Origin of the sequence: Pseudomonas sp. LJDD11 (genome assembly GCF_024584215.1) — a bacterium.
Classification (GTDB): domain Bacteria; phylum Pseudomonadota; class Gammaproteobacteria; order Pseudomonadales; family Pseudomonadaceae; genus Aquipseudomonas.
This window is the reverse complement of the sequence record NZ_JANJFL010000004.1, coordinates 83,154-108,692: the sequence shown is the minus strand read 5'-3', so window position 1 is coordinate 108,692 and position 25,539 is coordinate 83,154. Positions and strand designations below refer to the sequence as shown.

The 25,539-nt window shown below is 62.1% G+C and carries 15 protein-coding genes and 1 pseudogene; 11 read left to right on the top strand and 5 right to left on the bottom strand.

Features of this window, described 5'->3' with window-relative positions:
• Positions 1-3 precede the first annotated feature (3 nt).
• Both NRB16_RS06800 and dacB read left to right on the top strand, forming a co-directional pair.
• The gene (locus NRB16_RS06800) at positions 4-348 is read left to right on the top strand and encodes a YggL family protein (RefSeq protein ID WP_253110629.1); all 345 of its coding nucleotides are present in this window, start codon (positions 4-6) and stop codon (positions 346-348) included.
• 265 nt (positions 349-613) lie between these two features.
• Positions 614-2,083: a D-alanyl-D-alanine carboxypeptidase/D-alanyl-D-alanine-endopeptidase gene (dacB, locus tag NRB16_RS06795; protein ID WP_257105779.1), complete on the top strand. Its 1,470-nt coding sequence runs from the start codon at positions 614-616 to the stop codon at positions 2,081-2,083.
• Between the two features lie 4 nt (positions 2,084-2,087).
• Here dacB and NRB16_RS06790 read toward each other — a convergent pair whose 3' ends face one another.
• Together NRB16_RS06790 and rlmKL are read right to left on the bottom strand one after the other, a co-directional pair.
• On the bottom strand, positions 2,088-4,484 hold the full coding sequence (locus tag NRB16_RS06790) for a diguanylate cyclase (RefSeq protein ID WP_257105778.1): 2,397 nt from the start codon (positions 4,482-4,484) through the stop codon (positions 2,088-2,090).
• A gap of 201 nt (positions 4,485-4,685) precedes the next feature.
• Positions 4,686-6,902 carry a bifunctional 23S rRNA (guanine(2069)-N(7))-methyltransferase RlmK/23S rRNA (guanine(2445)-N(2))-methyltransferase RlmL gene (rlmKL, locus tag NRB16_RS06785; protein ID WP_257105777.1) on the bottom strand — a complete coding sequence of 739 codons (2,217 nt, stop codon included), beginning with the start codon at positions 6,900-6,902 and terminating at the stop codon, positions 4,686-4,688.
• A 555-nt stretch (positions 6,903-7,457) separates the two neighbouring features.
• Here rlmKL and rmf point away from each other — a divergent pair.
• Positions 7,458-7,673 carry a ribosome modulation factor gene (rmf, locus tag NRB16_RS06780; protein ID WP_010448881.1) on the top strand — a complete coding sequence of 72 codons (216 nt, stop codon included), beginning with the start codon at positions 7,458-7,460 and terminating at the stop codon, positions 7,671-7,673.
• Between the two features lie 131 nt (positions 7,674-7,804).
• On the opposite strand, the gene NRB16_RS06775 is transcribed toward rmf, so the two are convergent.
• Positions 7,805-8,830, bottom strand: a complete 1,026-nt coding sequence (locus NRB16_RS06775; RefSeq protein WP_257105776.1) for a quinone-dependent dihydroorotate dehydrogenase — start codon at positions 8,828-8,830, stop codon at positions 7,805-7,807.
• A gap of 178 nt (positions 8,831-9,008) precedes the next feature.
• Between NRB16_RS06775 and NRB16_RS06770 the strand changes: the two genes are divergently transcribed.
• The 8 genes and pseudogenes from NRB16_RS06770 (at position 9,009) to NRB16_RS06735 (ending at position 20,029) form a co-directional block, all read left to right on the top strand.
• Positions 9,009-10,220, top strand: a complete 1,212-nt coding sequence (locus NRB16_RS06770; RefSeq protein ID WP_257105775.1) for a CmpA/NrtA family ABC transporter substrate-binding protein — start codon at positions 9,009-9,011, stop codon at positions 10,218-10,220.
• Between the two features lie 13 nt (positions 10,221-10,233).
• Positions 10,234-10,809 carry an ANTAR domain-containing response regulator gene (locus NRB16_RS06765; protein ID WP_253110616.1) on the top strand — a complete coding sequence of 192 codons (576 nt, stop codon included), beginning with the start codon at positions 10,234-10,236 and terminating at the stop codon, positions 10,807-10,809.
• A 550-nt stretch (positions 10,810-11,359) separates the two neighbouring features.
• Entirely contained in the window at positions 11,360-12,571 is a 1,212-nt protein-coding gene (locus tag NRB16_RS06760; RefSeq protein ID WP_045490216.1) for a NarK/NasA family nitrate transporter, read from the top strand.
• 8 nt (positions 12,572-12,579) lie between these two features.
• Entirely contained in the window at positions 12,580-14,238 is a 1,659-nt protein-coding gene (locus NRB16_RS06755) for a bifunctional protein-serine/threonine kinase/phosphatase (protein WP_253140452.1), read from the top strand.
• Between the two features lie 704 nt (positions 14,239-14,942).
• A pseudogene (locus NRB16_RS06750) lies at positions 14,943-16,151 on the top strand (NAD(P)/FAD-dependent oxidoreductase); the annotation flags it as partial.
• Positions 16,152-16,156: 5 nt separating this feature from the next.
• Positions 16,157-18,871 (top strand): nitrate reductase, encoded by a 2,715-nt coding sequence (locus NRB16_RS06745; RefSeq protein ID WP_257105774.1) that lies wholly within the window; start codon positions 16,157-16,159, stop codon positions 18,869-18,871.
• A gap of 14 nt (positions 18,872-18,885) precedes the next feature.
• Complete coding sequence (cobA, locus tag NRB16_RS06740) at positions 18,886-19,635, top strand: uroporphyrinogen-III C-methyltransferase (RefSeq protein WP_045490210.1); 750 nt, start codon at positions 18,886-18,888, stop codon at positions 19,633-19,635.
• Between the two features lie 121 nt (positions 19,636-19,756).
• Positions 19,757-20,029: a helix-turn-helix domain-containing protein gene (locus NRB16_RS06735; RefSeq protein ID WP_306456382.1), complete on the top strand. Its 273-nt coding sequence runs from the start codon at positions 19,757-19,759 to the stop codon at positions 20,027-20,029.
• A 54-nt stretch (positions 20,030-20,083) separates the two neighbouring features.
• Here NRB16_RS06735 and NRB16_RS06730 read toward each other — a convergent pair whose 3' ends face one another.
• A complete protein-coding gene (locus NRB16_RS06730) occupies positions 20,084-20,890 on the bottom strand; it encodes an RHS repeat-associated core domain-containing protein (RefSeq protein WP_257105773.1) in 807 nt (268 codons plus the stop codon).
• 2 nt (positions 20,891-20,892) lie between these two features.
• On the bottom strand, positions 20,893-25,461 hold the full coding sequence (locus NRB16_RS06725) for an RHS repeat domain-containing protein (RefSeq protein WP_257105772.1): 4,569 nt from the start codon (positions 25,459-25,461) through the stop codon (positions 20,893-20,895).
• Positions 25,462-25,539 lie beyond the last annotated feature (78 nt).

The window sequence follows — 25,539 nt, the reverse complement described above, 5'->3', positions numbered from 1 at the left end:
TTCATGGCTACTAACCGCTCCCGTCGTCTGCGCAAGAAGCTCTGTGTGGATGAGTTCCAGGAACTGGGTTTTGAACTCAACCTGGAATTCAAGGAAGACCTGTCCGAAGAAGCAATCGACGCCTTCCTCGACGCCTTCCTGACCGAAGCCATGGACGCCAATGGCCTGGACTATGTCGGCGGTGACGACTACGGCCTGGTTTGCCTGGCCAACCGCGGCTCGGTCAACGAACAACAGCGCGCAGCCGTCGAAGCCTGGCTCAAGGCTCGCCCGGAGCCAACCAAGGTCGAAGTCAGCCCGCTGCTGGATGCCTGGTATCCGGACAAGCCGATCAACCCGGCGGCCTGATCCTTCAGGGTTGCCGAGCGCTGATCAACAAGCCATCCCTTGCGGATGGCTTTTTTGTGCCCAATCGACAGCCCGGCGAACAGCGGCAGGCTCTGGAATCGGCCTGTGCAGATGAAAATTCCCGGCGCAGCGCCCGAAGCCCGGTGCGCTTGGGGCATAATGCAAGCTTGTTGCCGCGCATGCTCACCACCTCTGCGCCTTTATTGTTCAGCGAGGGCTTTTTCACCCTTATCTGGCTTTTCATCTTTGCATCAGGGTTTTATTGATGATCAGATCCTTGCGCCCCTTGTTACTGGCCAGCGTTCTTCTGCCGCTCGCTTTCCAGGTCCATGCAGCACCGATCAACACCACCCTCCCGCCCAAGGTCCAGCAGGCGCTGAAAGCCAGCAAGCTGACCGACGACGCACTGTCGCTGGTGACCATACCGCTCACCGGCCCCGGCACGCCCACCGTGTTCAATGCCGATGTGTCGGTCAACCCGGCCTCGACCATGAAGCTGGTCACCACCTTCGCCGCCCTGGAAATCCTTGGCCCCACCCACCAATGGAAAACCGAATTCTTCACCGACGGCACCCTGAGCAACGGGGTCCTGCGCGGCAATCTGTACCTCAAAGGCGGTGGCGACCCCAAGCTGAACATGGAAAAGCTCTGGCTGCTGATGCGCGACCTGCGCGCCAATGGCGTACAGCAGGTCACCGGCGACCTGATCCTGGACCGCAGTCATTTTGTCCAGCCACAACTGCCCGTCTTCGATGATGACGGCGGCGACCACAGCAAGCCGTTTCTGGTCCGCCCTGACTCGCTACTGGTCAACCTCAAGGCCCTGCGCTTCGTGACCCGCAACGACGACGGGCGCATTCTGGTGGCGGTAGAGCCGCCGATTGCCACGATCCGGATCGACAATCAGGTCAAGAACATCGCCGCCAAGCAGTGCGGCGACGATGTCCGTTACAACCCGGTGCCGCAGGCCGACGGTAGCCTGCTGGTACAGGTGACCGGCCAGTTGGCCAAAGGCTGCAACTCTCAGACTTATCTGTCGCTGCTTGATCATCAGGCCTACGCGGCCGGGGCCGTGCGCGCGATCTGGCAAGAGCTGGGCGGCAGCATCCAGGGCGCTGACAAGGTCGGTAACGTGCCATCGGGTGCCAAGTTGCTGGCCCGGGCTTTTTCGCCGGATCTGGTGGAAGTGATCCGCGACATCAACAAATACAGCAACAACACCATGGCCCAGCAGTTGTTCCTGAGCCTCGGCCAGGAGTTCCGCACCAGCGCCGATGGCGATGACGCCAAGGCCGCGCAACGGGTGATTCGCCAGTGGCTGGCCAAAAAGGGCATCACCGCACCGCATCTGGTCATGGAAAATGGCTCTGGCCTGTCGCGGGCCGAGCGGGTCAGTGCCCGTGAAATGGCCGTCCTGCTGCAAGCCGCCTGGCGCAGCCCGTATGCCGCCGAGTTCACCAGCTCGATGCCGCTGGCCGGGATGGACGGGACCATGCGCAAACGCCTCAAACGCACACCGCTGCTGGGTGAGGCGCATATCAAGACCGGCACCCTGAACACCGTTCGAGCGATTGCCGGCTACAGCCGCGACAGCAACGGCAACACCTGGGCGGTGGTGGCGATCCTCAACGACCCGCGCCCGTTCGGCGCCTCATCGGTGCTCGACGAGGTGCTGGTCGATCTGTACCGCCAGCCCAAGCTGAACGCCACCACCGTGTCGATCCAGCAGCCCTGAGGTTTCAGGGCTGCTCGGGCTGCACCCGGTCGCGGCCAGCCTGCTTGGCCGCGTAGACCCCCGAGTCGGCGCGCAGCAGCAAGGCGTCGGCACCCTCGCCCCGACGCCAGCTGGCGATGCCGAAACTGGCCGTCACCTGGCCAACGGTGTCAAGCGGCTGACTGCGCATGCTTTGCCATAGTTGAGTCGCCAACTGGCCGGCTTCTTCTGGATGGGTGGACGGGCAAAGAATAATGAATTCTTCACCGCCCAACCGACAGAACACATCCTCGGCACGCACACGCTGGCTGATGCTGCGGCAGATCGCCTGCAACACCGCATCACCCACCGCGTGGCCATACTGGTCGTTGATGCGCTTGAAGTGGTCGATATCCATCATGATCACCGATAGCTGGCCGCCATGACGTGCAGTGCGGCGCAGTTCAGCCTGCAGGCGCTCCTGGAAGTAACGCCGGTTGTAGGCACCGGTGAGCACGTCGGTGATCGACAAGGCGCGCAATTCATCTTCGACGCGCTTCATGTCAGTGATATCGCTTAAAAAACCATGCCAGAGAATCCCGCCGTCAGGCAGCCGCTCCGGGGTCGCCTCGCCGCGTATCCAGCGGATTCCGCGTTCGGGCAGGTTCAGGCGAAACTCGTCGCGCCATGGCTTGCACTGTTCGGTACTGGCGGCCATCACACGCATGACCCGCGGTTTGTCTTCCACGTAGGTACGCTCGAACACCAGCGACGCATCGGCGACAATTTGCGCCTCGGTCAGCTCATACAGGCGGCACATCCCCACGCTGATGTAATTGAACTGCGGACTGCCATCGGCCGAGCGCTGGAACTGGTAAATACCGCCCGGCACCTGGGAGCCAAGGCGCTCAAGCAGGCGATCACGGGCCGCCAGGGCCTCGTGAATCTGCTTGCGCTCGGTAACATCAATACACACCGCCAGGTAACCGATCCATTGATCCTGGTCGTCGCGCACCGCCGTCACCAGCATATTGACCGTCAGTGTGCTGCCGTCGCTGCGCCGGAATGTCCACTCGCGGGCCGGATGGCTATCGGGCTCGGCGGCCTCCAGCAGCATGGCCTGCTCGGGCATGACCTCGCGCCGGTAACGCTCACTGAGCCGGGCCGCGTGGGCGTGCAATTCGGCCGGGTCATGCAGGTCGCTGATATTGACCCTGCCCAACACCTGCGCCTCGTGGTAATCGAGCATTTTCTGCGCGCCAACGTTGAAGGTGCTGATCAGCCCATTGAGATCGGTGGCAATGATCGCGACCTCCGTCGAGGCATCGAGCACGTTGCGCAACTGACCGTGGGTAATGCGCAGCTGTTGTTCACGCAGACGCAACTGGGCAGTGCGCTGGTCGACCAGCAGCAGCGCCCGCTGGCGCTGGCCGATCAGGCTGAACAGCAAGGCGCTGAGCATCAGGCTCAACAGCCCGCCCAACACCGCGACACTGCCGGCCATGGATTGGTTGTTTTGCAGAAATGACTCGGTTGGCCGCACCTCAAGCAGGTAGTCGCGATCGCCCAGACTGAGCAGGGTACTGACCCGCAAATCGGCCTGGGCCGGCTGCACCTGGGACTGGTACAGCAACTCGGGCTCGGCGGGCGAACTGAGGTCCAGCATCGTCACCGCCAGATTGTCCTGGGTCGGCAGGCCTTCGTTCATCAACTCGCCGACGCTGATGACCGCCATCACGTAGCCACGCAACGCAGCACTGCCCGCATCACGATTGTGCGTGGCAAAAACCGGTGCAACCAGCAGCACGCCGTAGGCGTAATCCTGTTCCAGCCCCACCAGTTCGATGCGCGGTGTCGCGGCAATCGAGCCAAGCATCCGCGCACGCTCCAGGGTCTGGTGGCGCAGGGTTTCGGAATTGATGTCAAAGCCGTACGGCAGCGACAGCGAACTCATTGACTGAGTGAACAGCACCGGAAAGTACTCTTCGCGTTGCCCGGCCACTTGCAGTTGTCCATCAGGGCCTTTTTCGCGGATGGCGAAGTCGGCAAGTTCCTCCTCAAGGCGCATTTTGGCTTCGAAGTCGGCTCTCTCTGCATTGGTAACCCGCGGGCTCCAGGAATAGGCACGAGTGCCATCGAGCAGAGCCGAGCTGAAACCATTGTATTCGTGACGCGAGACGTCCTCGGAATACAGAAAGAATCGCCGCAAGCTGTCGAGCCGGCTGATCTGGCTGTCGAGACGTTCCTGAATACGTACAAAGCGCTCGCTGGCCAACAGGTCGAAGCGCTGACGCAACTGGCGCTGATATAACTCATAGTTGCTCAGTGCCAGTAATGCGGTGAGGGCCAGCCCGGCCATCAGTACCAGGCTCGCTACCAGCCATGCCGATGCCTGTTCGCTGATGAAACCGAGGATTCTGGGTCTGGATTGTTTTGCAGCCATACTCACGACTCGTGACGCCAACAAGGCTTTGACGTCAAGCTGGCCGTGCTTCCCTTATAGCTATTCGCCATTAATTTGCCTAGCCCATGAAAGACATAACTTGGACAAATCGAGCCATCCCCGAACCGGTTGCCGGGGATGGCCAGAGCATCCTGCTCCTGTATTGCTTCAGCCGTGAGCATAGCGGCACTGGCTGATTGGTCATGCCTGGCGTGGAGTGATTTTCCAGGCGCGGTGGATCCGGTCATTGCGGGCGAAGTCAGGATCAATGGTCTGCGCCGAAATATCCTGCACGCTATAGCGCTGGGCAATGTGCTCATCGAGCACAAACTTGCGGAAGTTGTTGGAGAAATACAGCACCCCACCCGGCGCCAGCCTGGCCATGGCCAGATCGATCAGTTCCGCCTGGTCGCGCTGCACATCGAACACCCCTTCCATGCGCTTGGAGTTGGAGAAGGTCGGCGGGTCGATGAAGATCAGCTCGTACTCTTCCCGGCACTCACGCAACCAGTTCATCACATCGCCCTGCTCCAGGCGGTTCTTGTCGGAAAAACCGTTGAGCGACAGGTTGCGCCGCGCCCAGTCCAGATAAGTGCGCGACAGATCGACGCTGGTGGTGCTGCGCGCACCACCCTTGGCCGCATGCACACTGGCCGTGGCGGTGTAGCAGAACAGGTTGAGAAACCGCTTGCCCTCGGCCTCGCGCTGAATACGCAGGCGGATCGGCCGATGGTCGAGGAACAACCCGGTATCCAGGTAATCGGTCAGGTTGACCAACAGCTTCACGCCGCCCTCGTTGACTTCCAGGAACTGGCCCTGAGCCGATTGACGCTCGTACTGGCGAGTGCCGCTCTGGCGTTCACGGCGCTTGACCACTACCCGGCTCTTGTCGATACCCAAGGTCTGCGGAATCGCCGCCAGCGCGTCAAACAGGCGCGCCGACGCCTTTTCAGGGTCTATCGACTTGGGCGCCGCGTACTCTTGAACATGCACCCAATCGCGATACAGATCGACCGCCAAGGCATACTCAGGCATATCCGCGTCATACACCCGATAGCACTCGACCGCCTCACGGCGTGCCCACTTGCCCAGTTGCTTGAGGTTTTTCTGCAGACGGTTGGCGAACATCTGCCCGCCCTCGCTCAGGCGTGCCTGCTCGACCGCGGCCGACTTGCTTTCGTCGCGGGTTGGCGGGCGCTCGACGTCGGCCTGGCGCTGCTCGGGGCTGCGCCGCTCGCCGGTAACGAACTGATCGGGCTGCACCTTGAGCAGCAGCAGCTTGCACGGCAAGGCGCCATTCCAGAACGCATATTGCTTGTGGCTGCGGATCCCCATGCGCTTGCCCAGGTCCGGCGCGCCGGTGAACACTGCCGCCTCCCAGCCCATACATGCCTGGCGCAGACGCTCGCCCAGATTCTGGTAGAGATACAGCAGGCTGGCTTCGTCACCCAGCCGCTCACCGTAGGGCGGGTTGCAAATCACCAGGCCTTTCTGGTTCTGGTCGGTGCGCGGCTCGAACGTGCCGACTTCCCCCTGATAGACCTTGATCCAGTCGCTCAAACCGGCACGTTCGATGTTGTTGCGCGCCGGCTGGATCAGCCGCGGGTCAGCCTCGTAGCCACGAATCCACGACGCTGGCCGGGCCAACCCGGCTTCGGCACGCGCCAGTGCCTCGTCGTGCAGCTTGCGCCACAGCGCCGGTACATGGCCAAGCCAGGCCGAAAAGCCCCAGCGCTCGCGCTTGAGGTTGGGCGCGATGTCGGCAGCGATCATGCCCGCTTCGACCAGGAAGGTGCCCACCCCACACATCGGGTCAGCCAGCGCCCCGCCTTCGGCGGCAATGCGCGGCCAGCCGGCCCGGATCAACACGGCCGCGGCGAGGTTTTCCTTGAGCGGTGCCGCGCCTTGCTGCAGTCGGTAGCCGCGCTGGTGCAGGCTGTGCCCGGACAAGTCCAGCGAGAGGATCGCCTGGCCACGGTCCAGGCGCAGGTGCACCCGCAGGTCCGGGTTGATCTTGTCCACCGAAGGGCGCAAGCCATCGCGGGTACGCAGCTTGTCGACGATCGCATCCTTGACCTTCAAGGCGCCGAAGTGGGTATTGTCGATGCCCGAGCCATGCCCGCTGAACTCCACGGCGATGCTGCCGTCAGCCTCCAGATGATCCTGCCAGTCGACGTGCAGCACCTGCTCGTACAGATCATCGGCATTGCTCATCGGGAAACGCTTGAGCACCAGCAGCACGCGGTTGGCCAGGCGCGACCACAGGCAGAGCCGGTAGGCGGTCTCCATGTCGGCAGTGCCGCGAATGGCACTGGTGTGTTCCCGGGTTTCTTCAAGGCCCAACCCGCAGGCTTCTTCGGCCAGCAGGCCCTCAAGGCCCTTGGGACAGGTGAGGTAAAGTTCGTAGCGATCCGACATGTGTATTCCAGGGCCTGAGCCGTCAGCGGCGGGCAACGCATTGCCCGACCAGATTCAATACAGGCGCTTTTCAGCAAACGCCTGCGTGGCACATAACGTGTGCCGGTCCACCGTGTGAAGCGTTGTAGGCTTCAACGACAGTTATGCAAAAGGGGAAATATCGCCCCGTGCCAGTGAGCCCGAGTTTTGAGGACATATAAAGTCACATTCTTACCCTTCGTCGAATAATAACTAAAAGCATTCAGCCATTATGTCGCCCGGCCCGGTTTACCGTTGATCGACGCAACTCCTTGCGGGGGCAGGATTATTGACTGTTTCGCCGGTGAAACACAGGTGTTCTTATCGCTCATCAGTCCTAAATGTGACGTGCTTATGACAAATCGATCATTCACAGCTGTTAACGCATTGGTTAGAAATCTCCTCAGGCTGTCACCGCAACGGTGTCGGCACCACGCCCGTGACGCCGGCAGCGGGCAGACAAGGCAGAAGATTTCTGCCTAACCTCGACATGAGGTTCATGGACATTACATAGTCAACAGACGAGGGCAACACCCTATGAGAAGACTTAAGCGTGATCCGTTGGAAAGAGCATTTTTACGCGGATATCAATACGGCGTTAATGGTAAATCCCGTGAGCTTTGCCCATTTACTCTACCGTCAGTACGTCAGGCATGGATCAATGGCTGGCGCGAAGGACGAGGCGACAACTGGGACGGTATGACCGGCACCGCGGGCATTCACAGACTCAACGAACTTCACGCAGTCGGATGAGGTAATTCCGACCAGTCAATCTGAAAATTTGTCTGACTTCTCGATCAACATCGTTACTGCCTCATCAGGCGGCGGGCCACAGGCTCAGGGGCTTCTTCATGAAGCCCCTTTTTATGTCCATGGTTACCGGCTCAGTGGCGCGACAACGCGGCAATCGCATCCACCGACTCGCGAATCAACGCAGGTCCCTTGTAGATAAAGCCAGAGTAGATCTGCACCAGGCTGGCACCGGCCTGAATCTTCTCGGCCGCATGGCGGCCTTCGGTGATACCGCCAGCGGCGATGATCGGCAGACGCCCGCCCAGTTCTCCCGCCAGAATCCGTACCGTATGGGTGCTCTTGTCGCGCACCGGTGCACCTGACAGGCCACCGGCTTCAGCGGCATGCGCCAAACCTTCGACGCCTTCGCGGCTCAGGGTGGTGTTGGTGGCAATGACCGCGTCCATCCCGGTTTCGAGCAAGGCCGCAGCGACCAGCGCGGTTTCTTCATCGCTCATGTCCGGCGCGATCTTGATCGCCAGTGGCACGCGCTTGCCGTATTGCTGGGTCAGCGCTTGCTGACGCAGCTGCAGGGCTTCGAGCAACTGCTTGAGCGAATCGCCGAATTGCAGGCTGCGCAGGCCCGGGGTGTTGGGCGAACTGACATTGACGGTCACATAGCTGGCATGGTCGTAGACCTTGTCGAGGCAGATCAGGTAGTCGTCCACCGCGCGCTCGACCGGGGTGTCGAAGTTCTTGCCGATATTGATACCCAGCACACCACGGTATTTTGCGGCCTTGACCCGGCTGATCAGGTGATCGACGCCCAGGTTATTGAAGCCCATGCGGTTGATAATGCCTTCAGCCTCGGGCAGACGGAACAGACGCGGCTTGGGATTGCCGGGCTGGGCACGCGGGGTGATGGTGCCGATCTCGACAAAGCCGAAACCCAGCTGGGCAAAACCGTCGATGGCTGCGCCGTTCTTGTCAAGGCCGGCGGCCAGCCCGACCGGGTTGGCAAAGCTCAGGCCCATGACCGTCACCGGTGCCTGCGCAGGCGCCCTGCACAGTAAGCCGTTCAGGCCCAACCGGCCACCCGCACCGATCAGGTCCAGCGACAGGTCATGAGAGGTTTCCGGAGAAAGTTTGAAGAGTAACTGGCGGGCCAGGTTGTACATGGGCGGGCGGGCTCACAGGCGGCTGAAATCAGCCGGCGATTATAGCCGTCAGAGTGCCCGGCAGGCGAGAAATCCGCATCGCCGGGCGCTGGCACATGCCTTGCACCCCTCTTCGGATCACGCCACATGCAAGACGGCGGTTTTTTCTGATGGAAGCAAGTGTGAGCAGGCAAGACCGATGATCCCTCGAGCAAGCAACGCCCTGGACTGGGTGGCGGGCAGCGATGCCCCGGAAATGAACAGCATCGACATAGGCTTCATGGCCCTGACCGACTGCGCTTCGCTGGTCGTGGCCGCGACCCAAGGGTTCGCCCAGCCTTACGGGCTGACCCTCAACCTGCACCGCCAACCGTCCTGGGCAAGCCTGCGCGACCGGTTGCTCAGCGGCCAGTTGCAGGCCGCCCACAGCCTTTACGGCCTGGTATATGCCATGCAACTGGGGATCAGCGGCGGCGCGAGTGCCGACATGGCGATCCTGATGGGGCTGAACCAGAACGGCCAGTGCATCAACCTGTCCAGCGCGTTGCAGCAGGCTGACGTGACCAGTCCTGAAGCACTGGAACAACGCGCGCACCATAATGGCGCGCGCATGACCTTCGCCCAAACCTTCCCCACCGGCAACCATGCCATGTGGCTTTATTACTGGCTGGCAAGCCAAGGCATTCATCCACTGGCAGACGTCGACAGTGTGGTGGTGCCACCGGCGCAGATGGTCGAGCACCTCAAGGCAGGGCGGATTGACGGCTGTTGTGTCGGTGAGCCGTGGGGCGCCAGCGCGATCAAACAACAGTTGGGCTTCACCCTGGCCACCAGCCAGTCAATCTGGCCCGACCATCCCGGCAAAGTGCTGGGTTGCACCCAGGAATTCGCCGAGCGTAACCCCAACACCGCTCGCGCCCTGACCATGGCGGTGCTGGAAGCCAGCCGCTTCATCGAGCAGAGCGTCGAGAATCGCCGCAGCACCGCGCAGTTGCTCAGCGATGCTGACTACCTGGATACCCCGGTAGATTGCATCGAGCCGCGCTTGCTCGGTCATTATGAAGATGGCCTGGGCAACAGCTGGCAAGACAGCCACCCGCTGAAGCTGTTCGGTAATGGCCAGGTGACCTTCCCCTGGCTGTCCGATGGCATGTGGTTCATGACCCAGTTCCGCCGCTGGGGCCTGCTGCGCGAGGACCCCGACTACCTGGCCATCGCCCGCCAGGTTCACCGCCTTGACCTCTACCGTCAGGCCGCCGAAGCGCTGGACATTGCCGTGCCGAACACGCAGATGCGCAGCAGCCAGTTGATCGACGGCCGGATCTGGGACGGCAGCGACCCGGCCGCTTATGCCCGCAGCTTTGCCCTCCACGCCAGGGTCGATGGCAGCCCTGCCGTCGCCGCTTACTGAGAGGCAGCCGAGCATGTTGCGTATCCTGCTGATCAATGACACAGCCAAAAAAGTCGGCCGCCTCAAGGCCGCGCTGAGTGAGGCCGGTTTCGAAGTGATCGATGAGTCCGGCCTGAGCATCGACCTGCCGGCGCGGGTCGACGCATTACGCCCGGACGTGATTCTGATCGACACTGAATCCCCCGGCCGCGACGTCATGGAACAAGTGGTGCTGGTCAGCCGCGATCAGCCGAGGCCGATCGTGATGTTCACCGACGAACACGACCCAGGCGTCATGCGTCAGGCGATCAAGTCCGGGGTCAGTGCCTATATCGTCGAGGGCATTGATGCCCCGCGCCTGCAACCGATCCTCGACGTGGCCATGGCCCGCTTCGAAAGCGACCAGGCACTGCGCGCCCAGCTACTGGCCCGCGACCAGCAGATGGCCGAACGCAAACGCATCGAACAGGCCAAGGGTCTGCTGATGAAAATGAAGCACTGCAACGAAGAAGAGGCCTACACCCTGATGCGCCGCCAGGCCATGAGCCGCCAGCAAAAGCTGATTCAGGTCGCCGAACAGATCATCGCCATGAGCGAGATGCTGGGCTAAGAGCAGTTACGACCCGAAATGCACCATACCACCCGCCCGACGCGCTGCAATGGAGCGTTTAAGCATCCGTAGGAGCGGCTTGAGCCGCGAATAAAGGTCACAGACAGCGTTATTCGCGGCTCAAGCCGATCCTACCGGGCGCTCATGGATTTGGCCCAGGTCTTGCTAATACCTCTGTGCAGGTAGCCAACGGCGGTTGCCCCCTTACATACGACAAAGACGTCGCCCTCTCCCTTCGCTACGCAGCGAACCGAGATGCGGCGTCTTTTGCGTTCAGGGTGCCTTTAAAAACGTAGGCGAGGCAGTCAGCGCTAGGCGAAATCAGGCGAGAAACGGTCGGAGTCGCGCACGACTTTACGGGTTGTAAATGAGCATTTTGAGCCTGATTTCAACAACGCGATGGCAACGCAGGTAGTTTTTAGAGGTGCCCTTCAGGCCCCGGTGACGGGGTTGGGTGAGCCGCCGGCTAATCGCGCACTCACCCCTGACAACTTCCACGTCGCGGCCAAGACCCTCGACGAACTCCTTCTGGCAGATGATGAGGTGTGCAATGGATACAAGTTTCTGGAAGGCCGGACATAAACCGACCCTTTTCGCAGCCTTTCTGTACTTCGACCTGAGTTTCATGGTCTGGTACCTGCTCGGCCCGCTGGCGGTGCAGATCGCCACTGACCTGCAACTGACCACCCAGCAACGCGGCCTGATGGTCGCCACGCCGATTCTGGCGGGTGCGGTGCTGCGCTTCGTGATGGGCATGCTGGCCGATCAACTGTCGCCCAAGACCGCCGGGATCATCGGCCAGGTGATCGTGATCGTCGCGCTGTTGTGTGCCTGGCAACTGGGCATTCATACCTATGAGCACGCGCTGTTACTGGGCCTGTTCCTGGGCATGGCCGGTGCATCGTTTGCCGTCGCGCTGCCGCTGGCCTCGCAATGGTATCCGCCGCAGCATCAGGGCAAAGCCATGGGCATTGCCGGTGCCGGTAACTCTGGCACGGTACTGGCCGCGCTGATCGCGCCGGTGCTGGCCGCCAGTTTCGGCTGGGGCAACGTGTTCGGCCTGGCGCTGATTCCACTGGTGCTGACCCTGATCGCCTTCAGCCTGATGGCCCGCAATGCACCGGAACGCGCCAAAGCCAAGTCGATGGCCGACTACTTCAAGGCCCTCGGCGACCGTGACAGCTGGTGGTTCATGTTCTTCTACAGCGTGACCTTTGGCGGCTTCATCGGCCTGGCCAGCGCCCTGCCCGGCTACTTCAACGACCAGTACGGCCTGGACCCGATCACCGCCGGCTACTACACCGCCGCCTGCGTGTTCGGCGGCAGCCTGATGCGCCCATTGGGCGGTGCGCTGGCCGACCGTTTCGGTGGCATCCGCACGCTGACGGCGATGTACATGGTCGCGGCCATCGGCATTGCGGCAGTGGGCTTCAACCTGCCCAGCTCGGTCGCAGCGCTGGCGCTGTTCGTTACCGCCATGCTTGGCCTGGGCGCCGGTAATGGTGCGGTGTTCCAACTGGTGCCGCAGCGCTTTCGCAAGGAAATCGGCGTGATGACCGGCCTGATCGGCATGGCCGGCGGGATCGGCGGCTTCTTCCTGGCGGCCGGCCTTGGCAGCATCAAACAGAACACTGGCGAATACCAGTTAGGTCTGTGGCTGTTCGCCGGGCTTGCCGTGCTGGCCTGGTTTGGTCTGCTCAATGTCAAGCGCCGCTGGCGCACCACCTGGGGTTCGGCCGCTGTGACCGCCGCGCGGGTATAAGCCACGCCATGCCCTTGCAATTGAGTTGTGCGCAGTTCAGCGCCAGCGGCCCTCGCAGCGAAAACCAGGACGCTTTGCGCCTGGTAACGCCAGTGCCGGCGCTGGCGGCCAGCAAGGGCCATTTGTTTGCCTTGGCCGACGGAGTCAGCCAGTGCGCCGACGGTGCGCTGGCGGCTCAATCCACGCTTCAGGCACTGGCCCTGGACTATTATTCAACGCCGGAGACCTGGGGCATCACCCAATCGCTGGACCGTCTGCTGCTGGCGCAGAACCGCTGGCTGTTGGCCAACGGCCTGCTGACCACACTGAGCGCGCTAGTGTTGCGCGGCCGACGCTTTACCCTGGCCCACGTCGGCGACTGCCGGGTCTATCGCTGGCACGCGGGGACGCTGCAACGCATCAGCGAAGAGCATGTCTGGGAACAGCCGGACATGAACCACGTGCTCAAACGTGCGCTGGGTCTGGACCAGTACCTGGTGATGGATTATCTGGAAGGCGAACTGCGCGAGGGCGAGCGCCTGCTGCTGGTCAGCGATGGCGTGTGGGCGACGCTGGGCGACAACGGGATCCGTTCGATCCTGGCCGACCAAGAGCCCTTGCAGGCGTGCGTCACCGCGCTGGTCAACAGTGCCCATCTGGCCGGCAGCCAGGACAATGCCAGCGCTTTGCTGATTCAAGTCGACAGCCTGGGCCATGACGACCTTGGCGACACCTTGCGCCAGTTGCAGCAATGGCCGCTGCCGCCGCAGCTCAAGCCTGGCCAGTCGTTCGAGGGCTGGCAGGTCGACAGGCTCGTGGCCCGTTCGCAGCAGTCGCTGCTTTATCAGGTGCTGGATGAAAACGGTCAGCCCTGGTTGCTCAAGACGCTGCCCGCCAGCCGCGCAGACGAAGACGGTGCCGGTCAGGCGCTGCTGCTGGAGGAGTGGTTCCTGCGGCGGGTGGCCGGTCGGCATTTCCCGGAAGTGGCACCATTACCGCAGCGCCAGCATCTGTACTACCTGATGCGCCGTTATCCGGGGCGCACGCTTGCGCAGTTGTTCAGCGTGACCGGCCCGTTGCCCTTGGGCCAGTGGCAGGATCTGGCGCTACGGCTGTTGCGCGCCAGCGGGTTGTTGCACCGGCGCAACATTATTCATCGGGATATCAAGCCGGACAATCTGCTGCTCGATGATGACGGTGAGTTGCGGCTGCTGGATTTCGGCCTGGCGTTTTGTCCGGGGCTGTCCACGCAGGTGCCCGGTGAGTTGCCGGGCACGCCGAGTTTTCTGGCGCCGGAGGCGTTTCAGGGCGCAGCGCCCTCAGCGCGTCAGGATCTGTATGCGGTGGGGGTGACGCTGTATTACTTGCTGACCGGGCAGTATCCCTATGGTGAGGTGGAGGCGTTTCAGCAGCCGCGTTTTGCCAGTCCGGTGCCGGCCAGCCGGTATCGGCCGGATGTGCCGGATTGGCTGGAGCGCAATCTGGGCAAGGCACTGGCGGCGGATCCGCAGCAGCGTTATGAGACGGCTGAGCAGTGGTTGCTGGAGCTGGAACAGGGTGAGCAGCAGGTGATGACGGTACGGCCCCGACCGTTGCTGGAGCGCGAGCCGTTGAAGGTCTGGCGGACCCTGGCGCTGGTGTCGCTGTTGGGCAATCTGGTGGCGGCGATTGTGCTGTTGCATGGGTGAGGGGTTTGGCCTTCGCGGCTTCAGCCGTGAAGGCCTTTCGTTTTGTACACAGATCATTGCCGCGGTTGTCTGGACTGCGGGTTTCGCCCCGACGGGCGACCTACTTTGGTTTTGCCCAAAGTAGGCAAAGGCAATTGCTCCTGGCTTGGGTCCGCCCTGCGGGCGAACTTCCCTCCGTCCGGCATCGATTCGGGGGCCGGCGCGATGGGCATCCCTGCCCAGCGCACCTGAAACCGACTTCCCTGTCGGTTTCTCCCCCGAATCGACACCTACCCTCGGCCAGCGCCCAAGTCGCGATTCGCGTCGTCTGTGCCATCTCGGTTCGAAGATCAAAATCAACGGCAACGGCGAAACAAAGGGGGTCGTCCGCCAGGACGAAACAGGGCGGCCTGATGAACACCACAGAAACCAACAGAGAGCACTCAAAGATCCAAAGACGCCCCGCATCCGTGCACAGCGCCTCAAGCCGGTGCAGCCATACAGACCAATACTCCAGAAAGCCCCCGATTTACCGGCCAACGCACACATGGCACGCCCCCTGCATTAACCTGAACAACACACACATTACGTGCGGTCTTCAATGGCGAAGGCGGCATTTCCCGGTTTACGGGAGCGGACAAAGGCGTCCTCGTCAGGCTACTGGCGAGGGCGCTTTTTTGTTTGCGATGGATTCATACGCATTCAGGCGGTAACCCGGAGGCCCGATGAAAAAACTCAAACTGGTGATGATCGGTAATGGCATGGCCGGGGTTCGGACGCTTGAGGAACTGCTCAAGCTCAGTGACGAGCTGTATGACATCACGGTCTTCGGCGCCGAGCCGCATCCCAATTACAACCGCATCATGCTGTCACCGGTGCTGGCCGGCGAGCAGGACTTCACCGACATCGTGCTCAATGACCTGGACTGGTACAGCCGTCACGGCATCAACCTGCTGTTGGGCCGGCGGGTGGTGAAGATCGACCGGGTCAAGCGCCGGGTGATTGCCGACGACGGCACTGAAGCCGCTTATGACCGGTTGCTGATCGCCACCGGCTCCCGGCCCTACCGGCTGCCGATTCCTGGCAACGAGCTGGACGGGGTGATCGGCTACCGCGATATCGCCGACACTCAGCAGATGATCGACACTGCCAATACCCATCGCCGCGCGGTGATCATCGGTGGCGGCCTGCTGGGCCTGGAAGCGGCCAATGGCCTGGCCATGCGCGGCATGCAGGTGACCGTCGTGCACCACGGCAAGAGCCTGCTGGAGCGGCAACTGGACAAGACCAGCGGCGACTTGCTGCAAAAAGCGCTGGAGCAACGCAACCTGACCTTCTGCCTCAACGCCCACACCGCCGAGTTGCTGGGCGACGAGCAGGGACGGGTTCGTGAAGTGTGCTTCACCGATGGCAGCCGGGTGGCAGCCGATCTGGTGGTGATGGCCGCCGGCATCCGCCCGGAAACATCGCTGGCCGAACAGGCCGGGCTGCCGTGTGACCGCGGGATTCTGGTCAATGACACCTTGCAGACCTTCGACCCGCGCATTTACGCCATCGGCGAGTGCGTCAGCCATCGCGGCATCGCCTACGGCCTGGTCGCACCGCTGTTCGAACAGGCCAGGGTCTGTGCCAATCATCTGGCCCAGCTGGGTTTTGCCCGCTATCAGGGTTCGGTGACTTCAGCCAAGCTCAAGGTGACGGGCATTGACCTGTTTTCCGCCGGCGACTTTCTCGGTGGCGAAGGCACCGAAAGCATCACCTACTCAGACCCGATCAGCGGGGTCTACAAAAAGCTGGTGATCAAGGACGACATGCTGGTCGGTGCCTGCCTGTACGGCGACACCTGCGATGGCAGTTGGTACATGGAGCAGATCCGTACCAACAGCCGGATCGAGTCGATCCGTCAGCACCTGATGTTTGGTGAACAGGCGATGCAGCCATGACCGACCTCAGCCTGCCGGTGCGCACCACCGCCTCGACCTGCTGTTACTGCGGCGTGGGTTGCGGGGTGTTGATCGAGCACGATGACCAACGTATTTACGGTGTAACGGGCGATCCTGCGCACCCGGCCAATTTCGGCCGGCTGTGCAGCAAAGGTTCGAGCCTGCACCTGACCGGCGACCTGTCGGCCCGGGCGCTGTACCCTGAGCTGCGCCTGGGTAAAAGCTTGCCGCGCAGCCGCACCGACTGGGACAGCGCACTGGATCATGCCGCACAGGTGTTTGCCCGTACCCTGCATGAGTACGGCCCGGACAGCGTGGCGTTTTACATTTCCGGGCAGCTGCTGACCGAAGACTATTACGCCTTCAACAAACTGGCCCGCGCACTGGTCGGCACCAACAATATCGACAGCAATTCGCGGCTGTGCATGTCGTCGGCCGTGGTTGGCTACAAACGCAGCCTGGGTGCCGATGCGCCGCCGTGCAACTATCAGGACATCGAGCTGGCCGACACCCTGCTGATCGTCGGCAGCAACATGGCTTACGCCCACCCGATCCTGTTCCGGCGTCTGGAGCAAGCGAAAAGCCGGCGCCCGGACATGAAGATCATCGTCGTCGACCCACGGCGCACCGACACCTGTGAACTGGCCGACCTGCACCTGGCGATTCAGGGTGGCAGTGACGTGGCGCTGTTTCACGGCATCCTGCACCTGTTGATCTGGGACGAGCAGATCGACCGCGACTATATCGAGGCGCACACCGAAGGCTTTGCCGAACTCAAGGCCCTGGTGCGCGACTACACGCCTGAGCAGGTGGCACGCCTGTGCGATATCAGCATCGAAGACCTGCACAGCTGCGCCCGGCTGATCGGCCAGGCGCCAGCGTTCCTGTCGCTATGGTGCATGGGGCTTAATCAGTCCACTGCTGGCAGCGCCAAAAACAGCGCGCTGATCAATCTGCATCTGGCCACCGGGCAAATCGGCCGCCCCGGCGCCGGCCCCTTCTCGCTGACCGGCCAGCCCAACGCCATGGGCGGGCGTGAGACCGGCAGCCTGTCCAACCTGCTGCCAGGCCACCGCGAAGCCGGCAACCCCGAGCATCGCCGGGAAGTCGCCGAGTACTGGGGCGTCGACGCGCTACCGGCCAACCCTGGGCTGTCGGCGGTGGACCTGTTCGAGCAGGTGCGCAACGGCACAATCAAGGCGCTGTGGATCGCCTGCACCAACCCGGCGCAATCAATGCCCGACCAGACCGCGATTCGCCAGGCACTCACCAGTTGCCCGTTCGTGGTGTTGCAGGAAGCTTTCCATACCACCGAAACCGCACACTATGCCGACCTGCTGTTGCCGGCCGCCAGTTGGGGTGAGAAGCAAGGCACGGTGACCAACTCCGAACGGCGCATCTCCAACGTGCGCAAGGCGATTGCCGCGCCAGGCGAAGCACGGGCCGACTGGTCGATCACTGTCGACTTCGCCCGCCGCCTGCAAGCGCGGCTGCTGCCCGGCAGTGCGCCGCTGTTTGACTTCCCGACCCCCGAGTCGCTGTTTGACGAATACAAGCAACTGACCCGTGGCCGCGATCTGGACCAGTCAGGTATCAGCCGCGACCTGATCGACAGGCTCGGGCCGCAGCAATGGCCATTTCCCGAAGGCGCCACGGCAGGCACCGCGCGCCTGTATGCCGATGGGCTATTCCCGACCGCGACAGGCCGGGCGCGTTTTGTCAGCGACGCCTATGCAGCCCCGGTCGAGCGCCGCGACGCCCGGTTTCCGCTGACCCTCAACACCGGCCGGTTGCGCGACCACTGGCACGGCATGAGCCGCACCGGCACCGCAGCGCGGCTGTTCGGCCATGTCAGTGAAGCGGTACTGAGCGTCAACCCCGACGACATGCAACGCCAACGCTTGCAGGACGGCGACCTGGTGCAACTGCATAGCCGGCGCGGCAGCCTGGTGGTGCCCATCAGCGCCGACGACAGTCTGCGGGCCGGGCACGTCTACCTGCCGATGCACTGGGGCGACCGGTTCCTCAAAGGCGGCGTCAACCAGTTGACCCAGCCCGCCTATGACCCGTTGTCCAAACAGCCGGAGCTCAAACACGCCGGCGTGCGCCTGGAGCGAGCCAACCTGCCGTGGCGCTTGTTCGCCCTGATCGAGGGTGACGTGCAGCGCCATTTGCAGGCGCTGCGCCCGCTGTGTGAGGCGTTCGGCTACGCCAGCCTGAGCCTGATCGGCCGCGAGCGTGCGGCGCTGGTGATCCGCGCTGCGCATCCAGCGCCGCCAGATGCCGCGCTGCTGGCGCAGATCGATCAACTGCTGAACCTGGACCACGGCCCGGTGATTGCCTACGACGACCCCAAACATGGCGTCGGCAAACGGGTCCGTATCGAGCACAACCGGATAACCTCGCTGCGCCTGGCCGGCGAAACCCTGGCTCAGCACTGGCTGCAGAACCTGTGGCTCGAAGGCCGGGCCGACCAGCCGCTGCGGCGCTGGATGCTCGCTCCGCTAAGCAGCGAGCCTGGCAAAAGCGCGTTCCAGATCCGCGACAAGGTTCTGTGTAACTGCATGAACGTCAGCCAGAGCGCGATCAGCGCCGGGATCGAACGCGGGCTGGGGCTCGATGAACTCAAACAACAATTAGGCTGCGGGACTCAATGCGGGTCTTGTGTGCCGGAAATAAAACGCCTGATCAATCTGGTCGCCGTACCCTGAATGAGGAATACCTGATGAGCGCAAAAGTCTGGCTGGTGGGCGCAGGCCCTGGCGATCCTGAATTGCTGACCCTCAAGGCGGTGCGGGCGCTGGGCTGCGCCGATGTGGTGATGATCGATGATCTGGTCAACCCGGCGGTGCTCGAGCACTGCCCGGCGGCCCGGGTGATCAAGGTCGGCAAGCGTGGCGGCTGCCGCTCGACGCCGCAGGCGTTCATTCACCGGCTGATGCTGCGCTATGCCCGGCAGGGCAAGTGCGTGGTACGGCTCAAGGGCGGTGACCCGTGCATTTTTGGCCGTGGCGGCGAAGAGGCGCAGTGGCTGCGTGAACGCGGCGTTGAAGCAGAGCTGGTCAACGGCATCACCGCCGGCCTTGCCGGGGCCACCCAATGCGATATCCCGCTGACCCTGCGCGGCATCAGCCGTGGCGTAACGCTGGTGACGGCGCATACCCAGGATGACAGTGAGTTGAACTGGCAGGCGCTGGCGCAGGGCGGCACCACGCTGGTGGTGTATATGGGCGTGGCCCGCCTGAGCGGGATTTGCGCGGGGTTGCTGGCCGGCGGCATGCGTGCCGACATGCCGGTGGCGATGATCGAAAACGCCTCATTGCCGCACCAGCGCGAGTGCCGCAGCACCCTGGGCAACATGCAGCGCGATGCATTGGCATTTGCCCTGCAAAGCCCGGCAGTGCTGGTGATTGGCGAAGTGGCGGCGGCGCAATCGGTCGCGGCGAGCCCGCTCGCGCAGGCTGTGGCTGGCTGATTGCTGCGCGGCGAGCGCGCCCGCCAGCGCCTTCGCCGCGGACCGGCTGGCACGCCAGGCAGTGTCATTTCTGTCAGGTTTCAGATGCAATGATCAGCGCTATGCTGGGCCGCAGGTTTCCATGGATGAGGACCTTGCGATGAACCGTAATCAGCAACCGGCAAACGGCTGCGCTAGCGACACCCCCCTCCCCGTCAGGCTGACCCACAAGGAACTGGAGACCCTGCACTGGGTGATACGCGGCAAGACCGCCTGGGAAATCGCCCGGATCCTGGGGCGTAGCGAAGCGGTGATCAACTTTCATCAGGGCAACATTCGCCGCAAGTTCGGCGTGTGCAATATGCGTACGGCACTGGTGAAGGCGATCGAGATGGGGATTGTATCGTTGGGCTGAACGTTACATCGGCCCCAGCAGAGCGGCATCATCGATACCGCCCTGCACCGAACCTTAAAGGACTTTCAGCTTGCGATAAGGCGCTGCCCGGATGCTGTCAACCTGAAGATCAGCACTGCGGGTTGGCCCATGGCTGACCTGTCTGTGCCTCAGTTGGCCCAAGCTGGGGTCGGGTTTACCCATATAGCCTGCCAGAGCATATCGGCGCTCAATCACTGCCGCGTGATGTTGCAAATGGTGGCGTGCTTGAGCAGTGATCTGTAAGGGGCTATCTGTCGAGCCAAGCGCCTGAGCTGCATCTTTATAGATACCCAGCCGTTTTTGGGCATCGACCATGAAGTCTTGTTTGTACGTATAGAGCCCGCTATTCGTTGCGCCTTGTTCCGCCATCTCCTTCATTGACCGGTTGAGTGCCTGTGCACTGTCACGGGTGTAAGACTCCAGCATCAGTAACCCTTGCTGATCCTGTCGACTCATCAGCACCCACTCATTACCGACACCCTGTTTTGAACTCAATGAAAAAAGCGCGGACCCAGGTGCGTCGCCGTCCAGAAGCTGGGTAAACCTAAAAGTCTTGCCCTTGAAAAAGCCCAACATGGGTGCATGCCCGGTCGAGTCACTTCGGTTAACCGGGTCGCCCCGGCAATACCCATAGGCATTGACCCCGCCCGCCCCGAACGGGCTCTGGTTATCGGGGCTGTGAAAGCGCATCAGTACCGGGCTATACGCCCGGTAACCATTGCCAAGGAGTTGCCAGCCTGACAGCCGTTCGTGAAGCTCGCCGTTAAACCCAGGACGCGTGCCGGAGTTCAGGTCGGATATTACGGCCTTATCGAACGACGCTGAGTCAATAGTAGCCATACTCACCTCCTCATATAGGGAGCCTTGAGTTTTTCAATCCTAAGCATCTCCTTATCATAATCGTCTGGATCCCTGATCTTGAGTGCCTTCTCTTTAATACGGTTTATCTTGTACTCAACATCGTCAGGAATGACCGGACCCGACTTTTGTGGCGCGCGTGGTGGTTGGGCGGTTTTTTTTATCGGCTGCTGAGGTAACTCCATTGCAGCTCTTTTTCTGTCCTGGAGTATTTTTGCTGGCGCAGGCAATTCAGTCGTCTTGACGCTCCTGGCGCTCTTAACAGTCTTGACGCTCCTCTCCACAGAGCTGCGCGCGATGAAAATCTTCTCTGGCCCCGACAATTGTGTGACCGGATTAGGTGCATCAACGGTACCCAGCACTGTAAATTTCGCAAATTCTGTCGACAGGCTTTGCTGCTGAAAATTGCTTACAGACACTGGATCGACCTTGGCCTTGCGGCCAAAGCCGAAAAGCCGCCTGAGCAACTTCCAGCCCGGCACCGAAAAATGCCCAGTCGGATCACTCGCATTCACCGGATCCCCTTCGCAATACGCATACGCATTCACCCCACCCTGAGCAAACGGGCTGAGGCTATCGGGGCTGTGAAAGCGCATCAGCACCGGGTTGAAGGCCCGGTAACCATTACCCAGCAGTTGCCATCCGGTGGCGGGCTCGGCGTACTGTCCGTTGAACGCCGGCCCGCCGTCAGCCTGGGGGCGCAGGCTCCGGTGGCCGTAGGGGGTATAGGCGCTGGCTGTCGCCCCGCTGGCGTCGGTTTCATGCAGCACGCTGTTGGCAGTGTCGGTGGCCAGCGGCCCTTGTCCGGCCTGGGCCAACAACCTGTCGTCGCCCCATAACCAGTGTTGCCCCTGCTGGCCGTCGGTGAGGGTGCTCAGTTGCCCGGCGCAGTAAAAGCGCTGCTGGTCATCCTGGGCGCTGAGGGTGTCCAGCGGGTCATAACGGTAGTGCCCGTCGCCCGCAGGACCGCTGACCTGCAACAAGCGGTTGAGGGCGTCGTAGCTCAGGGTACGGCCTTGTTCGTCGCGGATCAGGTTGCCGTCGTCGTCGTAGCTGAGCAGGATTTGAGCCGGATAATCGGCGTGGCTGTTGGTGACGCGGCTTAGCTGTACCGGGTCATCGCCATCATAGTGATACTCGGCGTTGTTACTGCCGCCGGCGAAGGTGGTGCGTACCAAGGTCAAATTGTCCAGCGTATCGAAGCGAAACACCTGCGTTGCAATGGTTTTGCCGTACGGGTCTACCGGGCACTGGCTGCCGCTGCAGCGGTAACTGGTCAGGCGACTGCGTGGGTCATAACCGTAAATCTCGTCACGCAGCAGCGTATCGCCTTGCTTGAGGGTCCGCTGCTTGAGCTGGTCGGTGTCGTCATACACTTGGGTCAGGGTCTGGATCACGCCGTTAAGGTCAAATTCGCGGCTGATCTCCCGGCCATGGTCGTCGTAGCCCAGGCCGGTGCCCAGACGCTGCTGGTCGTCGACGGTATCGATGCGCGCCAGCCGGCCCAGATCGTCGTAGCGGAAGGTCGCGGTGGTCTGGCCCAGGCCGGTGCTCTGCAAGCGGGCATGGGCGTCGTAACTGAGGCTCTGGGTCTGGCCCAGTACATCGATGTATTCCAGCAGCAGGCCCTGCAGGCTGTAGCGGTACTGCATCTGATACTCGCCGCTGTCATCAATGCGCTGCTCACTCTTGAGTTCGCCGGTGCTGTAGTAAGTACGCTTCAGCGTTTGACCTTGTTCGCTGCAATCGAGCAACCGGGCGTTTTGCGGGTCATATTCGTAGCTGGCGTTGACGTTACTGGCAGGAATACGCCGCACCAGCGGATCTTCACCCAGTGCCGGTACATAGCTGTATTCGATCCGCTGCCGGCTGGCGGTCACCACCGAGGCCGGCCGGGTTTGTCCCGGCTCGAAGCTGTACGACTGCTCACGACCACCGACCGTGAACAGGTAGCGGCGCTCCAGGCTGTCGAATGCCTGCTGGCCCAGCTCCACGTCATTGACCGCAATGCTTACCGGCAGATCCTCGCGGCTGTGTGCGGCGTAGCGCCGGCGCACCTCGTTCTGGTCTGGCAGGATCAACGTAAGCTGGCGGTCAAAAGCGTCATAGCGGTAGCCGGTGACATGACTCAGCGCGTCGATTTCTTCGACCAGCCGCCCCAATCCGTCGTAGTGATAAAGATGCCGGCCCAGGCTTTGCCCGTCGTGGGTATCGCGCTGAACATAGTCAGGCTCTTCGAACAGGTTCAACTGGGTTTCGGTCAACTCATAGCGCCGGGTGTCGCCGGCCGAGCGCTGCCGCCACTGGCGTTTGAGCGGCCCGGTGGGGCTGGCGGCCTGGTCGGTCTGCTCGAAGCTCAGCACCCCGTCCGGGCCGGTCTGGCTCAGTGACTGCTGCCAGTCGTCGTAAGTGAATGTGGTGGTCAGGCTGCGCTCGTCACTGCCCAGCCAGTCGTACAGGGTTTCGCTGCTCAATTGCCCACGGCTGTCATACTGCGCGGCATAGATGCGCCGCCAGGCATTATCGGCATCAGCATCCTGGCGCTGTTCGGCCACCACCCGATTCAAGCCATCAAGCTCGCTGCGTACAGCCACGCCTTTGACATCCGTGACCTGCTGCCAGGCTCTCTGGCCGGTCTCGGCCACCAGCCCATAGGCATACTGCCGGGCAGCTTGATAGTCGGTGTCCGGCGCCACGGTTTCGCTCAGCACCCGCTGCAGCGCATCGTAGCGGTAGCGAATCTCTACGTCGGTGTCGTCACGGGTCAGCAGCGCCAGGCCATTGACCAGCGACTGCTCAAGCTCGATCACCTTGCGCTCAGCATCCAGGCTGCTGCTGCGGGTCTCGGTGGTGTGCAGCACAGTGCCCCCGGCGCGGCCGTTGCTGACCCGGTAACTGTAGTCGGTCAAGTTGGTGATGCCGTTAAGGGTGACGCTCGCTTGCAGCAACCGGCCGTGGTTAAAGCTGTCGGCCGGTGCGTTGTAATAGCGTGAGGCACCGGTTTGCAGCAAGGTCTCATTGCTGCCGTGCACCTGTAGCAGACGCTCTTCGGTTTGCACCAGCCACGGCTGGCCATTGCCCCCGACCGCTGGCAGGGCCTCATGGCGGTAGCGCTGGCGCAGCACCGGGGCGGCCTCGCCATGGCTGGCCGACGCAGGGGTCACGGTGCTGCTGGCCAACTGACGCACGAAGCCCTCAGGGTCGGCCGGGCACTGGCCGGGCTCACCGGTTGCCGGGTACCAGGTGCGGGTTTCGATGAGGCCGCTGGCTTTGATTTCTTCGAGCAGATTGCCAAAGCCGTCATAGCGGGTTTTCACCGTTTCGCTGCGCACCCGGTTGGGGTCGTCAAGGTCGTACCAACTGTCGGTCACGGTGTCGGGCAACTGGAAAAACGCCGGTTGCTGGTCGAAGTTCAGCCGGTCATCGGCGTGGTAAACGGTTGCACTGCGCTGCGCCTTGCGGCGCTGGATGATCAGTTGTTCGGTCAGCAGATGGAAGCGGTTGAAGGTGCGCTCGGTGGTGCGCAGCGCCTGGCCGGCCTCGAACAGGGTTTCGGTGCTGCCGTACAAGTAGCTGCCAGTGATCTTGTAGAGGTTGTCCTGGCCGTTGTCCTCCCACACCAGGCCCGAGGCGTTATGGCCCAGAAAGTTATGCGTCGGGTTGACCGTGCCAGTGCCATAGCTGTAGCCCACCTCGATGGGCGGCTGGCGCGTGACCTGGGCGTTTTCCGGCTGCGCATGATCAGCCCCGGAGACCGGACTGGGATCAATGATGTGCCGCGTTACCCGACGCAGATTGGGGCGGCTGCTCTGGCCTGGGAAGGCATGCCCGGCGTCATCGTAGCGCAGGGTCTCGTGGGCGCCCGAAGGGGTCCAGAGCTCGGTCACATGCAACAGGCCATCAAGCTCCTGATAGCCCAGGCGCCAGCCGGCCTGCTCGGCAGTGGGCAAGGTGATCCGCGACACCCGGTTATCGTGACCGCTCAGGGTAAAGGTGAACTTCGCGGCAGACTGGTCAGGGTCCAGCGTCAACACCACCTCGCTGGCGGAGCGCTCCAGGGTCAGCAAACGGCGCTGGCTATCGCGCACCTCGGCCAGCAGCGCCTGGCCATTGAAGTAGGTGTAGCTCAGGCTGATGCGACGCCCGTTGGCAGCGCGGATTTCCACTGGCAATGCCGGGCTGTCGCCACCCATGGCCTGCAGAATCTCCACCTGGCCTGACTTGTGAGCGATGCGGTACTGATTACCAACCAGTTCGGCAGCATGAAAGCTGTCGAGCTTTTTCTCCTTCATCAGCATCTGGCCGTTGGCGTGCTCGGTCACTTTGAAACTCTCGCCACTGCTGAGTGAGAGCATCTGCGAAGCCGGGTGGTACTGCGACAGTTGCAGGTTCCAACCATGGCCGTAGCCGGAGTCCTGATTGTTGAGTGGATTGAAGACCAGCGTCAGCGGCAGCGCAGGGCCGGCCAGCTCGTCGCTTTGCAGCTCCGGCAGGCTGATCGACAGCGTGTACAAACCGGTACGCGGGTCGACGCCGCCATTAATGAAACTCATAAAGTTGAATGCATTGGAATGCAGTGATGTAGAGGCAGTCATGCTGCACCTCGAGTGAGGAATAATGGCCGATGACGC